Genomic DNA, 16,396 nt, shown 5'->3' on the forward strand with positions numbered 1-16,396 from the left:
AGGAGAACCGAGATGAGCACCTACTACACCGTCACCGTCCCCGTCGAAGGCCGCGATGGCAAAACCCGCTTCCGCCGCGTCGGCGTCATGTTCCAGCAAAAGGACGGCTCGAAGAGCGCCTTCAACATCAAGCTGGACTTCCCCATCGGAGCAACCGAGCTGGTCCTCTTCGCGCCGAGCGATGACGGCGAAGGCGACGTCACCGAATGACCATCAGGGGCGGCGCAAGCCGCCCCTGCTTCGCTTGCGCGAGGTCAGCCTTCCCGGCTGTCGCCCGGAGGCAGGCAGGTCTTGCCGTGTTTATTCCATCCGAAAAGAAAGCGTTGAGACAGTCTGGCGCGTCCCGGCTTCGCTGTGACCGGGCTCCACCTTGCGGCCTGCGGCCTTCGCCCGAGCCGCGCGAGCGCGTCTCGGCCCATGCGGGTGACGATCCCTCGCGCGAGGCCGGCATCGAGGGTGCGGCTCTAGTCGAGCGGTGCTCGTCATCGACAGGCCGGAACAAGCCGGGGGAAGCCCGCGCATCGTGCGCGAGCTGATCTGATCCGATTGCCGGGTCAGGGGATCGACGGGCCTCGCGGCCCGCTCACCCCTGCCCCGCAGGCTTTTCCATTTCATCTGTCCGCCACGCATCCCCTGCCGGGCCGGTCAAGGGGCAAGCGCCGCTGCGCGTCGTCGTCCGGGCGGGCCGTGTCCTCGCCCTGCGGGCTGCGGGCCGCACCACCCCGCCTTGGCCTACCCCCTGACAGTCCCGGCCGGGGCCACGGGCAGGGCTGCGCCCTCCCGTTCTGCCCTTCGGAAAGCACGGGGCTTTCCAAGGTCAGAAAGGAAGGTCCCGCCCATCGGCGGAAAGGGCAACAGACCCACCCGCCCGTCGCAAGAGGAAGGAGACCACAAATGGCGCTCGAACGATTCCCCGACCTGAACTGCCGCAAATGCGGCGAGCAGAACCCGGCTGTCTATCTCGCCCCCGTGTCAGTCGGCGCCAAGGGCACCTGCATCTGCCTGGCCTGCGCCCGATCACGCGGCTGGCTCGATCACGACGACAACCTCAAACCCGGAGTGAAGCTGTGATGCAGGCACGCGATCTCATTCACGCCAGCCTTGAGGCCGCCGAGGACATGCACCGCGCAGGCCGGATCAGCGATGCGACCTGGCGGCGATTTCTGACCCTCTGGACCTGGGCTGCCCCGCGGTTCTCCGAACCTGCGTGCAGCTTGCGCTTTCCCGATCCCGACATCATCGGCGATCAGGAGGCGGGGCACCTGCAGGCGAAGCGCCATCAGCAAGGGGACGAGTTGATAGGTCCGGGGTTCGAAGGCAAGTTGCGCGACCGAGCGGAAAGGGCCTGCTCCCCGTCGAAGGGTCAGCCGCATCGCGTCCGCAAGAAGCGCTGCCTTCGCCTGGACAGTCGGCACTGCATCGGCGGGCAAGTCGAAACGTGCCGCGGCAACAGGCTGGGTCTCGAGCGAGGGGTCAAGGATGACCGTGTCACTCTCGCTGCCGGAAAGAGGGCGTAGCGCCAGAATGCCCTCGCGCGGGGACGGCAATGCCACCCATTCCCGCCCACGGGCGCGCACCAGGTCTCCGGGAGCAAAATTCACGGTCATCAGGTCAATCCTTGAACATCGAAATCAACGCGTCGGGCACGCCGTCCGCGCAATTCTCAGGCAATTCGAAAAGGGTCCAGCCCTTGGCGTCAGCGATCTCTTGCGCGGCCGCGGACAGGGTGCCGGTGCAAGCGGCGACGAAATGGGTGCGCCAGGCGAAATTCATTTCCTGGTCAGCGAAGCTGACGGAAGCGCCATCCGGGGCCGGGATGCCCGCAGTCTTGAAGGCTACATCCCACTCGTAGATGCCGCCAGCAGGTCGGGATGATCCGGCAGCCAGCACAATCTCACCCCGAGCCAGATCGATCAGCATCTGTTTTGCCTCGACGCTGGCGCGGTCAATCAGCTCGTGGTCTGGCTGGTTGAAATAGGACAAGAGGCAGCGATAGCAGCCCCGGACACAGGCCCCACTGTCCCGGTCGACCAGAAGCGACGCATCCCCTGCCGCGATGGCGTCATCGACCTTGTCGAAATGCATGAGGGAAAGAGCTTCCCGTGCGACCTTGCCCAAGGCGTGTGCGTCTTCGACGAGGCGGTTCAGGACACCGGCACCGCCCTCGGTCGCTTCATAAGCGAGGATCGAGCGCCGGTTGTCCCGGGCGGGCAACGGCTCGCCAAGGATCTCACCCTCTTCAAGCTGATAGGTGACCGCGATCCCGCGCAAGAGCGCATGTTGCACGGTCGCGATGGTTTCAGGGGCGTAGGCATCCGGATCGAGGAAGCGAAGCAGCAGCGCGTTCTTGCGATCGCGCACGATCGGCACGATGCGGACCGGTCGCACGACATCGGGCGGCACATCGACATCCGGTTCCTCGTCTTCCGACTTTGCCCAGTAGCCGCTGCGCGGGTCGATGTTGAAACCGAAGACGGTCTGGTTCTTGCGCCGTTTCAGGCCCTTGTTGATGCGGCTGATCTCGGCACTGTTGGCATACTGGAGGGCGAGGATGGATGTTTCGCCACAACGGAAATCAGCCTCGGTAACCTGGAGGCGGCCATCTTTTCGCGGCCAGGAAAAAACCGTCTGGATGTCAAAACCCTGGCGAACGCGCTCCTCGTCGTTCGCGGTGATCCGGTCGGCAGGGGCCGCTTCGACATTGTCGATCCGAAGTGTCCGCTGGACCGGGACCTCACCCGCCATCGGTGAGTTGCACGCGTGACAGCGTTCGACTTCACCTTCGTGGCAGGCGCCGCAGTTGGAGCAGATGAAGATGTCCTTGGTGGCCAGCTCCGAACCATCCCCGGTGCGGACCTCGGGCGGCAGCTTGGCCTTCATCACCCGGTAGGCGCGGCCCTCATGATAGATCAGGCTGCGCGGTCCGAACTCGGAGATCGCCAGAAACTTTGCGCGTTGCAGGAAGGAGCCGGCTTTGCCCTCACCGGGGACGAAGGCGTAGAGCGGCAGCCGCGGGAAGTTGTACCCCGGCAAAAAGCCTTCGGTCGCAAGGTATCGATACGAATAAAAGTCCGATCCGTTGGTGGCCTTCCCCTGTTCAAGAATGGCGATCTGGTCGCTTGCCTGCATCTGGGCAGCCTTGATCTTGCGCCGGTCTGCACCGGAGAGGCCCGTGATCTCGGACCGGCTGTTCGCCTCCATCAACTGGGTCCGCGCCGAATTGTAGAGTTCGCGCCAGCGATCAAATGCACGGTCAAATTCCTGCGGTGCGCGCATCGCGACTTCGAGGATGAAATCATCCTCGTCGCCCATCCAGGCAGGTTTCTTGCCGTCCATTGAGGCAAGTATCTGGTCCAGCACCCGCTTCATCGGCGCTCGCGCAGCCGTCACGAGGCTTGGCCGGGTGATGACCTCGATCACTTCCTGTTTCAGCGGGTATTCCGCCTCCTTCAGGTCTAGGATCTCGGGGATATCCGGCGACAGCGCCAGTTTGGCCTCGGCCAGCCAAACGGCGTGCAAGTGCGAGCGGACCAGTTCTTCATTGGTGATGTCGAGCGCAGGCGGCCTGACGACCCCGGCGACCATGTCGTTCCTGCGCTCGAAGAAATACTGATCGTGCGGAGACTGCGCCGCGCAATAGGTCACGATGACCGCCGCCTGCCCGGATCGACCGGCACGGCCTGCCCGTTGTGCGTAGTTGGCAGGCGTAGGCGGGACGTTGCGCAGATAGACGGCATTCAGCGCAGAAATATCGACGCCGAGTTCCATCGTTGGCGAGCAGAAGAGCGCCGGCAGGAACTGATCGGACTCTCCGGAAGCCTTGATATCGGCTATGTTCTCCTTGAGCTTCGCACGGTCGTCATCCTCGAAGCGGAACCGCCATTCCCGCCACTCGCGCTGCCTTTGCGAAACCTGAGCGGTATGCTCGCGACCTTCCAGACCCCAATAGGTGCTGCGGCCCTTCTTCAGGTCGGTCGCAATGGCGTTGTAGAGATCGTGGAAATAGCGGTTCCCCTGCGCCACTCCGGTTCGGACGGCCTCGCCAGGGACAATTCGAACAGCCGAGGGAGACAACCGCCACCCAAGCAAATCAGCCTCGATTTCCACGAGCGAAACCAGACCTTCGCGTGCCATAAGTTCAAGAAGGCCGGTCATCACGACCAGGTATTCGTCCCTGTTCAGCTTCGTTCCGATCATGCTCCTGCGATTGATCGACCGTCCGATCCGGGAGTTGTGCCCGGCACGGATGATGGTCTGCTCTTCACGCAGCCCGACGCGATCCTTTCCGGGCGCCTGCAGGAATAGCGTGGATCTGCTTCGGGGGGTTTCCTTTTGGTCGATGGCCCAAGGCGCCCGCAACAGGTTCCGCGATTTTTGTCCGACCGTGTCGAGGACGGTCAGATCAAGGGCTTCGGTGCTGACGGCCAGACCTTCCAGCAACGCGCCAAGGATTTCCTTGAGCAGCTTCTTGCACGCTTGCGCGTCGAGGTCACCAAGTGCGGGATGCACCGCCATCAGGGCCTCGCGATCCTGCGCGATGTCGTCGAGCCCGATGAATTCGACGTCGACCAACTTGAGCACCGACAGGCTGGGGTTGGTGTAGCGCCATCCCCGTCTCAGGTCCGTCCAGACCCGATGAGCCAGGACCTTGGCAAGCGAGCGCTGTGCGTCCTCGCGCACCACGGCGCCGGCTTCGGGATCCAGCATCCAATGGATGCGGGCGTCCTTGTTCGATGCCGTGAAGCCGAGCGCCTTTACAACCCGCAGGCCGAATTCATCCTCAGCCATGCCGTCCGAGCCCGCGTCGAGGACGGCGCGCAAGATGGCGCCGCGCAGCAAGCTTACGAACAGGTAGTCGTTGAAGTGCCCCGCCTGAAGGGCGGCGTCCTGGCGGTTGTCCGTGAACCCGAGCAGCTTTCGCTTCTCGGCGGGGACGCCGCTGGCATCGCCGTTCATCCATTCAAGGGCGGTCGATACAAGGTGCGTGGTTGCCGAGCTCCGGCCTTCTCCCGAAAGGCCCGCAAGCTTGCTGCGCTCCCGCATGCTCGGATGGGGTTGATCAAGGCAGCAGGGACAGAACCCGAACTTGCCCGGAATGAACCAGAAACTGACGCCGTCCGGGCTGTAGCGTCCATCGGGTCGCACCGTGACCGGCTCGGGCAACCGGCCCTTCCGGTTGGCGCGCAGACGTTCGATGCCGTTGCGCTCTTCACGCCAGTCTTCGGGATAGGTCTCCACCTCGCCGGTGAAAGCGTAGTCCGGGTCGCTTCCGCCGACGGGCGTCAGATAGCCAGCGATATCGCCATCCGGGTCCGGGATTGGCGTGTCATCGATGTTTCTGGGCAGGAAGTGAAGCCCGTCGGCATCCTCGGATTTCGTGACGACATGGACTTCATGGCCGCATTCCCTGCAGAACCGCGTCGGGTAGAGGCGATGGCCAGGCGCATCCGGATCTTCCAGCTGGCCCTCGAACAGGACCCGCCTCGGGCGACCTGTCAGCGTCGTGAAAATCTCACCGGCACCGGAAATGAAGCGATGCAGCTTGAACGCTAGGAAGGCGCTGGACCCTTCGCCACCGCGCTCGGTTTCCGGCAGGCTGACGCGGGTCAGAAATTGCTCGAAACCACGTCGGCAGGTTTCCTTGTCGAGACCGCTATCCTGCGCGAGCTGCTCTACGGCGTCGTCGAACGGGACGGGCTTCTTGCGCTTGAGCTCCTGGCCGTCATCGAGACCGATCGCAAGCTCTGCCCATACCGCGAGCGGATGGCGCCGCAGCGCCTCATCCGTCAGTGTTTCAGGCACGTCGCTGCCAAGCGCCTTCGCGAGCTGCTCTCGAGCGTCGTCCAGATTCAGCCGGTCATCCGTCGCGCGCTGAAGAGACTCGTCGATGACGGCATCAGGACCGATCGACGCCCCGAACAGGCGCGACGCAACGTCGGCCACGGCCTTCGCGCGCCCGGCCTCCGATCCCTCGCTTGCCATCGTGGCCGAGGTGCCGATGCAGATTGGTGCTTTGGTTGGAGCGCAGCGATTCCGAAGGCGGCGCACGAGGATCGCCACATCGGCGCCCTGGCGCCCGCGATAGGTATGCAGCTCGTCGAGCACGATGAACTCGAGGCCGCTGGCATTGTCGATGACTTTGGTATCGAGGGCGTCCTGCCGTGTCAGGAGCAGTTCGGCCATCATGAAGTTCGTGAGCAGGATATCGGGCGGATTGTCAGCGATCCGCTGGCGCTCTTCCTGACTCTCCTGACCCGTGTAGCGCCGCACCACCGGTTTCAACTCGTCCGGCAACCCGGATTGGGAAATGAACTTCTCGATTTCCTTGATCTGGCTGTTGGCCAGGGCATTCATCGGGTAGACGATGATGGCGCGCGTCTTGCGCGGCTGCCCGGCCTTGCGCGAACGAACGATGGCATCGACCACAGGGACAAAGAAGCACAGGGATTTTCCTGAGCCCGTGCCCGTCGTCACTACGAAGCTATGCCCCGCCCGCGCCTTGGCGATGGACTGCGCCTGATGCCGGTGAAACCTGATGGGGGTGGTGCCGATCCGGAATATCCGGGCTGTTGCCTCGTCCAGATCCCCCGACACGACAAGGTCATCCACCGTGGGGCCCGATAGAAATCTGGGATTCAGCGAAACCAGGGCGTCGGGCCAGAAGCGGCCTTCGTCATATTGGCGCGCGACCTCGGCGGCAATGTCCTCTGCCCGGATTGTGCTGAAAGACCGCGAGAAACGCGCATAGGAATCGATGAGATTATGGTCGAATTCAAAAGCTTTCATGGAAAATCTTACTGCTCCTCTGCCTGATCCCGGCGGCCGAGGATCGCGTCACGGTTCAAAAGTACGATCTGCTGATCCTGTGGGCGCCGTGCCGATGGATCGGTATCGAGCCCCAGACGCCTGAGCGCGTAATAGAGCATCGATTTCTGGACCGTGATCTCGGTCAGACCTTCCTCACCCATCCCATAGTCCAGGCGGATTGCTTGCTTCTGACCCTCCGACAGCCCCGGATGGGGAGCAATCACCAATGTGACTTCGGTGTGCCAATCGACGTCCTGCGCGCCAGATGAAATCGCTGAGCTGGACTGATCACTGTCCCGCGTCGAGATGATGCGGGAAAGCAGGAAGTCCTTGAAAACTCCGTCCCGGCGGCAGAAGGCGCGGGCATGCCAGCGGAAGCCATCAAAAGCGTAGGCATGAGGCTCGATCCAGCGCCATGATGGTTGCGGGGTGCTCATGGACTGATACTGGACTTCGACAGCCTGCGCTTGTTCGAGAGACTGGTTGATCGCTCTGAGGATCTCTGGACGGATGATCCGCGCCGGTGTCGGCGATACATGGAAGGGTGGGATCGTCCGCAGCCACGATGATGCAGGTTCCAGAGTGCCCATCCGCATCGCAAGAAGCGGCGTCAAATAGCCTTCAGCAGAGATGTCGAGGAAAGCGGGCTTGAAGCCCTTGGCGCAGCGGTAGGTCTTCTCGACGCCGTCGTAGACGAGGTTGTCCGGCGCCAGTTCCTGATAGGCTTTGAAGTCCTGCGACGCTTGGGTCTGTGAGACGCTGAAGCGGTCGATCAGGTCGGACCTGTTGAGCCGCCCATGCCAATACGCGCGGAACTCAATGAACTCGAAGCGAACTTCAACGCCATGTCTGAGCTTGCCGCCGATCATTTGCCCTTACAGATTCTGGTCCAAACAGTTTCTGTAATGATACTGCGTGCTGCGGTATCCGCTGTAAACGGGATCAAATGGAGAACCTGTCAACGAGGAGTTGTCCGGTCACGTCCTGTGACGCGGCAAAATGGAAGTGCGGCGGCCCGTTCGCGCCCTTCGGCGATAGCGCCGACCAAGAGCCGCTTCCAGACCGCAGGTCACGCCGCCTCGCGAGTGTAGGACGTGATGATGCCGCCAAGCTGGCGCCGGCACCGGATCGGACCGTCACGGGCGGGGCGAAAATCGACCTGAAGGACGTTGTTCCCGATCTCCCGCCCCCGGTGCGGTCGCTCGACATTGTAATGGCGCACCCATGTGCGCAGGATGTAGTCGAGTTGCGACCGGCTGAAGCAGACGAAGAAATCCAGGCATTCGCGCTTGATGGTGCCGATGAAGGATTCCGCGAAGGCATTGGCGTTCGGCGCCCTGTGCGGGATCTGGATGACGCGGGCGGCCTCCGATGCCCAGACGGTATCGAAGCTGGCGCTGAACTTGGTGTCGGCATCGCGGATCAGGAAACGCGGCGTGATCCCCTGTTCCGCGCACCACATCAGCGTGTTGCGGGCCTGTTGCGTCACCCATGCCGAGTCGGGGGCGTAGGTCGGGGCGCTGCAAAACACGCGGCGGCTGCCGAGATGGATGAAGATCAGCACATAGGCCGTCAACGGCCCACGGGCGGTCAATACGGTCTTGGTGAAGAAGTCGCAGGCGACCATGCTTTCCATATGTGCCCTGACGAAGGTGGTCCACGGCAGGGCCGGCTGCTTTTTCCGCTTCTCGGGGCTCGGATGGATGCCCGCCTCATCGAGGATGCGCTTGACCGAGTTGGCGCCGGCATAGAGCCCGAGCTTTTTCAGCTCCCCGGCAATCCGCTTGTAGCCCCAGAGGAGGTTTTCCGACCCGATGCGGATGACGACGTCGCGCAGTTCCTGCGTCAATCGCGGCCTGCCCAAGGGTTTGAAGGGGCGTCCACTGCGCATCTGGGCGAGCCAGCGCCTGTAGGTCGCGGGCCTGGCCACCTCCATGAGCCCGTCGATATCATGCCCGAACTCCGCTCCGATGCGCAGCAGTTCGGATTTCTCGGCAGGCGTCAGGATGATCCTTTGCGCCGGGATGCGGGCCCGCAGAATATGGATCTGGGCCCGGAGCAGCCGCATCTGCGCGTTGTGCCGCGGCATGAAGAGCCGGGCCAGGAGGATCAGAAGGAGAGAGAACGTCGAATTCATCTTGCCGGGCTCCAGCACGGCGCTTAAAAAATTGCCGTCATGTCAATGCGATGAGACATGCCTACATTTTGGCACCCCTCTCAGGGAAGGCCAAAACACACAGGCTGACGGCGGTCGTCAAGAAACTCCGGCTAGGGTTTCGATGAAGCGGTCAATCGCGGGCTTCCCCCGAAATTTTGCTGTCCGACAATGATGCGCAGGAGTTCGCGACGCTTCCGTGCAGCGCGATACAGGACGGGAGAGAGTTGGGTGCCAGGTTGGCTCCCTCCGGCGGATGACCACGTCGCGCAGCTCCTGCGTCAGGCGCGGGCGGCCCACCGCAGGTTGGCTCCCTCCGGCGATTGCCCTGCATCAAGGCGGCGGGCACAGGCGGCAGATCTGAAAAAGGCCCGGCGTGATACCGGGCCTCTTTCCGTTCATTGCGCGCGAAGGATCACGCCTGTTCGTCGGCCTCCGGCATGGCCGGGGCGATCAGCGCCGCGGCGGCCTCGGCCTCGGCGCGACGCGCCTCGATCACCTCGCTGTCGCGGTCCGAGGCGATGCGGCGAACGCGGGCGGTGGCGCCGCCGGTGCCGGCCGGGATCAGACGGCCGACGATGACGTTCTCCTTCAGCCCGACCAGCTTGTCGCGCTTGCCCTGCACGGCCGCCTCGGTCAGCACGCGGGTCGTTTCCTGGAAGGACGCGGCCGAAATGAAGCTGCGGGTCTGCAGGCTGGCCTTGGTGATGCCCAAGAGCACCGGCTCGCCCGCGGCGGGGCGGCCGCCCTTGGCCTCGATCTTGGCGTTTTCTTCCTCGAACTCGTCGCGGTCGACATGCTCACCCTTCAGCAGCGTGGTGTCGCCGCTGTCGAGGATCTCGATCTTCTGCAGCATCTGTCGAACGATCACCTCGATGTGCTTGTCGTTGATCTTCACGCCCTGCAACCGGTAGACGTCCTGCACCTCGTCGATGAGATAGTCGGCCAGAGCCTCGATCCCCATGATGCGCAAGATGTCATGCGGCGCCGGGTTGCCGTCCATGATGTAGTCGCCCTTCTGCACGAAGTCGCCTTCCTGCACCGGGATGTGCTTGCCCTTGGGCACCATGTATTCGACCGGCTCCAGCGTGTCGTCGGCCGGCTCGATCGCGATGCGGCGCTTGTTCTTGTAGTCCTTGCCGAAGCGCACATAGCCGTCGAGTTCGGCGATGATCGCGTGATCCTTGGGGCGACGGGCCTCGAACAGTTCCGCCACGCGGGGCAGACCCCCGGTGATGTCCTTGGTCTTGGCGCCCTCGCGCGGGATGCGCGCCACCACGTCGCCGGCGCGGATCTCCTGGCCTTCCTCGACCGACAGGACCGCGTCCACCGACATCGGGTAGGTGACCGGGTTGCCCTGCTCGTTCCTGACCGGCTCGCCGTCCTGATCGACGATGATGATCTCGGGCTTCAGCTCGTTGCCCTTCGGGGCCGAGCGCCAGTCGGTGACGATCTTCTGCGTCATGCCGGTGGCGTCGTCGGTCTCGTCGCGCACCGAGATGCCGCTGATCAGGTCGACATAGCGCGCAAGGCCCGGCTTCTCGGCGATGATCGGCAGGGTGTAGGGGTCCCATTCGAACATCTTCTGGCCACGCGCCACGGCATCGCCGTCGCGCACGAACAGTTTCGAGCCGTAAAACAGCTTGTGGCTGGCCAGCGTGTCGCCGGCGGCGCCGCGGATGTGCAGCTGCATGTTGCGGCTCATCACGATCAGCTCGCCACCTGCGCTTTCCAGCGTGCTCTCGTTTTCGAACACCACCGTGCCTTCCTGCGCCGCGGCGATGAAGGACTGCTGGCCACCCTGGGCGATGCCGCCGATGTGGAAGGTGCGCATGGTCAGCTGCGTGCCCGGCTCGCCGATCGACTGCGCGGCGATGATGCCCACCGCCTCGCCGATATTGACCAGCGTGCCGCGTGCGAGGTCCCGGCCATAGCAGAGCGCGCAGATCCCGTCCTCGGATTCGCAGGTCAGCGCCGAGCGGATGCGCACCGACTGCACGCCTGCCTGTTCGATCTCGTCGGCCTTGCGCTCGTCGATCAGCTCGTTCTTGCGCAGGATGATGATGTCCTCGCCCGGAACCAGCACGTCCTCGGCCGCGGTCCGGCCCAGCACGCGTTCGGAGAGCGGGCTGACCACCTCGCCGTCGTTCACCGCCGCCGAGGCGGTGATGGCGCGTTCGGTGCCGCAGTCATGCTCGCGGATGATGCAATCCTGCGCCACGTCCACCAGACGCCGCGTCAGATAGCCCGAGTTCGCGGTCTTCAGCGCCGTGTCGGACAGACCCTTGCGCGCGCCGTGCGTCGAGTTGAAATATTCAAGAACGGTCAGGCCTTCCTTGAAGTTCGAGATGATCGGAGTCTCGATGATCTCGCCGTTCGGCTTGGCCATCAGGCCCCGCATGCCGCCCAGCTGCTTCATCTGGCTGACCGAGCCCCGCGCGCCCGAATGCGCCATCATGTAGACCGAGTTCGGCTCCAGCTCGGCGCCGCTCTCGTCCTTGCGGGTGGCCGAGATGGTCTTCATCATCGCGTCGGTCACGCGGTCGTTGCATTTCGACCAGGCGTCGACGACCTTGTTGTATTTCTCGCCCTGGGTGATCAGACCGTCCAGATACTGCTGCTCGAAGGATTTCACCTGGTCCTGGGTTTCCTCGACCAGGGTCCATTTCGTCGGCGGCACCACCATGTCGTCCTTGCCGAAGGAGATCCCGGCGCGGAAGGCCTCGCGGAAACCCAGCCCCATGATCTGGTCGCAGAAGATCACCGATTCCTTCTGGCCGCAGTAGCGGTAGACGGTGTCGATGACGTTCTGGATGTCCTTCTTGCGCAGCAGGCGGTTCACCAGCTCGAAGGGCGCCTTGGCGTTTCGGGGCAGCAGCGCGCCCAGGCGCAGCCGGCCGGGCGTGGTCTGGTAGCGCTTGACGACCTCGTTGCCGTTCTCGTCGATCTGCGGCAGGCGCGCGGTGATGCGGGCATGCAGATGCACCTCGCCGGCGGCGAGCGCGTGCTCGACCTCCTCGAGGTTGGCGAATGCCATGCCCTCGCCCTTCATGCCCTCGCGTTCCATGGTCGTGTAGTAAAGACCCAGAACCATGTCCTGCGACGGCACGATGATCGGCGCGCCGTTCGCCGGCGATAGCACGTTGTTCGTCGACATCATCAGCACGCGGGCCTCAAGCTGGGCCTCGAGGCTGAGGGGCACGTGCACGGCCATCTGGTCGCCGTCGAAATCTGCGTTGAAGGCCGAGCAGACCAGCGGGTGCAGCTGGATCGCCTTGCCCTCGATCAGGATCGGCTCGAACGCCTGGATGCCCAGGCGGTGCAGCGTCGGCGCGCGGTTCAGCAGCACCGGATGCTCGCGGATCACCTCGTCAAGGATATCCCAGACCTCGGGACGCTCTTTCTCGACCAGCTTCTTCGCCTGCTTGACGGTCGAGGACAGACCCTTCGCCTCAAGACGGCTGTAGATGAAGGGCTTGAACAGTTCCAAGGCCATCTTCTTCGGCAGGCCGCATTGATGCAGCTTCAGTTCCGGCCCGGTCACGATCACCGAACGGCCCGAGAAGTCGACCCGTTTCCCCAGAAGGTTCTGACGGAAGCGGCCCTGCTTGCCCTTCAACATGTCGCTGAGCGATTTCAGCGGACGCTTGTTGTTGCCGGTGATGACGCGGCCACGACGGCCGTTGTCGAACAGCGCATCGACCGATTCCTGCAGCATGCGCTTTTCGTTGCGCACAATGATGTCGGGCGCGCGCAGCTCGATCAGTCGCTTCAGGCGGTTGTTGCGGTTGATCACCCGGCGATACAGGTCGTTCAGGTCCGAGGTGGCAAAGCGGCCACCATCCAGCGGCACCAGCGGCCGCAGTTCCGGCGGAATGACCGGAATCACCGTCAGCACCATCCACTCGGGACGGTTGCCCGATTCCAGGAAGCTCTCGACGATCTTCAGCCGCTTGATGATCTTCTTCGGCTTCAGCTCGCCCGTGGCCTCCTTCAGCTCCTCGCGGAGTTGCTCGGCGGTGGCAGCGAGGTCGATATTGGCCAGCATCTCGCGGATCGCCTCGGCGCCGATATTGGCGGTGAAGGCGTCGGCACCATACTGGTCCTGCGCGTCGAGGAATTCCTCCTCGGTCAGCAGCTGGCTATAGGTCAGGTCGGTCAGACCCGGCTCGATCACCACGTAGTTCTCGAAATAGAGGATGCGCTCAAGGTCGCGCAGGGTCATGTCCAGCATCAAGCCGATGCGCGACGGCAGCGACTTCAGGAACCAGATATGCGCCACCGGGGCGGCCAGTTCGATATGGCCCATGCGCTCGCGCCGGACCTTTTGCAGCGTGACTTCCACGCCGCATTTCTCGCAGACGAGGCCGCGGTATTTCATGCGTTTGTATTTGCCGCAAAGGCATTCGTAATCCTTGATCGGGCCAAAGATCCGGGCGCAGAACAGCCCGTCACGCTCGGGCTTGAACGTGCGGTAGTTGATGGTTTCGGGCTTTTTCACCTCGCCATAGGACCAGGCGAGGATTTCCTCGGGCGAGGCCAGTGAGATCTTGATTTCGTCGAACTGTCGCGGCTGCGCCAGCGGGTTCAGGGGATTGGTGGCAAGTTCCTGGTTCATTTTCAAATCCTAATGAGCGGCGCGTTGGGGAAAAGCGGGGCGCTGGCGCGCCCTCACTCCTCGTCCTCGGCATCCAGGAGTTCCATGTTGAGGCCCAGACCCCGGACCTCCTTGACCAGAACGTTGAACGATTCCGGCACGCCGGCCTCGAAGTTGTCCTCGCCCTTGACGATGCTCTCATAGACCTTGGTGCGGCCGGCCACGTCGTCCGATTTCACCGTCAGCATCTCTTGCAGGGTATAGGCGGCGCCGTAGGCCTCAAGGGCCCAGACCTCCATCTCACCCAGACGCTGACCGCCGAACTGCGCCTTGCCGCCCAACGGCTGCTGCGTGACAAGCGAATACGGGCCGGTCGACCGCGCGTGCATCTTGTCGTCGACAAGGTGGTGCAGCTTCAGGACATATTTCATCCCCACGGTGACCTTGCGCGCGAACTGCTCGCCGGTGCGGCCGTCAAAGACCACCGACTGGCCCGAGCTGTCGAAACCGGCACGGCGCAGCGCGTCGTTCACATCCGCCTCCTTGGCGCCGTCGAAGACCGGCGTCGCCACCGGCACGCCGCCGCGCACGGCATCGGCATGTTCGACCAGCGCGGCGTCGTCCAGATCCGCGAAGGTCTGGGCGTAGAACTCGTCGCCATAGCCGTTCTTCATCGCCTCGCGCACCGGGGTCAGGTCGCCATTGCGGCGATAGTCCTGCAGCGCCTCGTCGATCTTGATGCCCAGCCCGCGCGAGGCCCAGCCCATGTGGGTCTCGAGGATCTGGCCGACGTTCATGCGCGAGGGCACGCCCAGCGGGTTCAGCACCAGATCGACCGGCGTGCCGTCGGCAAGGAAGGGCATGTCCTCGATCGGCACGACCTTGGAGACCACGCCCTTGTTGCCGTGACGACCGGCCATCTTGTCGCCGGCCTGCAGCTTGCGCTTTACCGCGACAAAGACCTTGACCATCTTCATCACGCCCGGGGGCAGGTCGTCGCCCTGACGGACCTTTTCCACCTTGTCGTCGAAACGGTTGTCCAGCGCGCGTTTCAGCGCGTCGAATTGCTGGTTCAGCGCCTCGACTTCCTTGGCGGTGTCCTCGTCGGCGACGGCCAGCTGCCACCACTGGCCGCGGCTCAGCTGACCCAGAACCTCGTCATCGACGCTGACGCCGGGCTTGACGCCTTTCGGACCCTTGACCACTTCGCGGCCCATGATCAGCGTTTTCAGGCGCGCATAGATGTTGCGCTCGAGGATCACCAGCTCGTCGTCGCGGTCGCGCGACAGGCGCTCGACCTCCTCGCGCTCGATCTGCAAGGCGCGTTCGTCCTTGTCGACGCCGTGGCGGTTGAAGACGCGGACCTCGACGATGGTGCCGTAGGCCCCCGGCGGCAGACGCAGCGAGGTATCGCGCACGTCGCTGGCCTTTTCACCGAAGATGGCGCGCAAGAGCTTTTCCTCGGGCGTCATCGGGCTTTCGCCCTTGGGGGTGATCTTGCCCACCAGAATGTCGCCCGGACCCACTTCGGCGCCGATATAGACGATGCCGGCCTCGTCGAGGTTGCGCAGCGCCTCCTCGCCGACGTTCGGGATGTCGCGGGTGATTTCCTCGGGGCCCAGTTTGGTGTCGCGCGCCGCCACCTCGTATTCGTCGATATGGATCGAGGTGAACACGTCGTCGCGGTGGATGCGCTCGGAAATCAGGATCGAGTCCTCATAGTTGTAGCCGTTCCAGGGCATGAAGGCGACGACCACGTTGCGGCCGATCGCCAACTCGCCCTGATCGGTCGAGGGACCGTCGGCGACGACCTGACCCTTGACCACCTTTTCGCCGACCTTGACCAGCGGGCGCTGGTTGATGGTCGAGGACTGGTTCGAGCGCTTGAACTTGCGCAGGCGATAGATGTCCACGCCCGCATCGCCCGCGCCCAGATCCTCGGTCGCCCGGATGACGATCCGCTGCGCATCGACCTGGTCGATGACGCCGCCGCGCCGCGCCATGATGGCGGCGCCGGAATCGCGCGCCACGGTCGCCTCCATGCCGGTACCCACAAACGGAGCCTCGGCGCGCAAGAGCGGCACCGCCTGACGCTGCATGTTCGAGCCCATCAGGGCGCGGTTGGCGTCGTCGTTTTCCAGGAAGGGAATCAGCGCCGCGGCGACCGAGACCAGCTGCTTGGGCGAGACGTCGATCAGATCGACGGCATCGACCGGGTTCAGCATGAAGTCGCCCGCCTGACGGGTCGAGATCAGCTCATCCGTGAAACGACCGTCCGCGTCCAGCGTCGCGTTCGCCTGGGCAATGGTGTGGCGCATCTCTTCTGTCGCGGACATGTAGACCACGTCATCGGTGACCTTGCCCTCGATGACCTTGCGATAGGGGGTCTCGATGAAGCCGTATTTGTTCACGCGGGCGAAAGTGGCGAGGCTGTTGATCAGACCGATGTTCTGACCTTCCGGCGTCTCGATCGGGCACATGCGGCCGTAATGGGTCGGGTGCACGTCGCGCACCTCGAAGCCGGCACGCTCGCGGGTCAGACCGCCCGGCCCCAGGGCCGAAAGACGGCGCTTGTGCGTCACCTCGGACAGCGGGTTGGTCTGGTCCATGAACTGCGACAGCTGCGAGGAGCCAAAGAATTCGCGCACCGCCGCCGCCGCCGGTTTCGCATTGATCAGATCCTGCGGCATCACGGTGTCGATCTCGACGCCCGACATGCGCTCGCGGATGGCGCGCTCCATGCGCAGCAGGCCGATGCGATACTGGTTCTCCATCAGCTCGCCGACCGAGCGCACCCGGCGGTTGCCGAGATGGTCGATGTCGTCGATCTCGCCCTT

At 63.7% G+C, this 16,396-nt stretch carries 8 protein-coding genes; 2 read left to right on the plus strand and 6 right to left on the minus strand.

Going from position 1 to position 16,396, the window contains the following annotated elements:
* Both WMK75_RS15585 and WMK75_RS15590 read left to right on the plus strand, forming a co-directional pair.
* Positions 1–210: hypothetical protein (locus tag WMK75_RS15585; protein WP_347268531.1), on the plus strand; the 210-nt coding region annotated here is incomplete at its 5' end.
* A 684-nt stretch (positions 211–894) separates the two neighbouring features.
* Positions 895–1,071: a hypothetical protein gene (locus tag WMK75_RS15590; protein WP_347268532.1), complete on the plus strand. Its 177-nt coding sequence runs from the start codon at positions 895–897 to the stop codon at positions 1,069–1,071.
* Here the strand turns inward: WMK75_RS15590 and WMK75_RS15595 are convergent.
* The 6 genes from WMK75_RS15595 to rpoB form a co-directional block, all read right to left on the minus strand.
* Positions 1,035–1,607, minus strand: a complete 573-nt coding sequence (locus WMK75_RS15595) for a hypothetical protein (protein ID WP_347268533.1) — start codon at positions 1,605–1,607, stop codon at positions 1,035–1,037. The genes WMK75_RS15590 and WMK75_RS15595 overlap by 37 nt on opposite strands.
* Before the next feature lie 4 nt (positions 1,608–1,611).
* On the minus strand, positions 1,612–6,786 hold the full coding sequence (locus WMK75_RS15600) for a DEAD/DEAH box helicase (protein ID WP_347268534.1): 5,175 nt from the start codon (positions 6,784–6,786) through the stop codon (positions 1,612–1,614).
* Between the two features lie 8 nt (positions 6,787–6,794).
* Positions 6,795–7,676 carry a WYL domain-containing protein gene (locus tag WMK75_RS15605; protein ID WP_347268535.1) on the minus strand — a complete coding sequence of 294 codons (882 nt, stop codon included), beginning with the start codon at positions 7,674–7,676 and terminating at the stop codon, positions 6,795–6,797.
* Positions 7,677–7,876: 200 nt separating this feature from the next.
* Positions 7,877–8,944 (minus strand): integrase core domain-containing protein, encoded by a 1,068-nt coding sequence (locus tag WMK75_RS15610; protein ID WP_347268536.1) that lies wholly within the window; start codon positions 8,942–8,944, stop codon positions 7,877–7,879.
* Positions 8,945–9,377: 433 nt separating this feature from the next.
* A complete protein-coding gene (gene rpoC, locus WMK75_RS15615) occupies positions 9,378–13,580 on the minus strand; it encodes a DNA-directed RNA polymerase subunit beta' (RefSeq protein WP_347268537.1) in 4,203 nt (1,400 codons plus the stop codon).
* 53 nt (positions 13,581–13,633) lie between these two features.
* Positions 13,634–16,396: DNA-directed RNA polymerase subunit beta (rpoB, locus tag WMK75_RS15620; protein ID WP_347268538.1), on the minus strand; the 2,763-nt coding region annotated here is incomplete at its 5' end.

Origin of the sequence: Paracoccus sp. (in: a-proteobacteria), from assembly GCF_039808215.1 — a bacterium.
Taxonomy (GTDB): domain Bacteria; phylum Pseudomonadota; class Alphaproteobacteria; order Rhodobacterales; family Rhodobacteraceae; genus Paracoccus.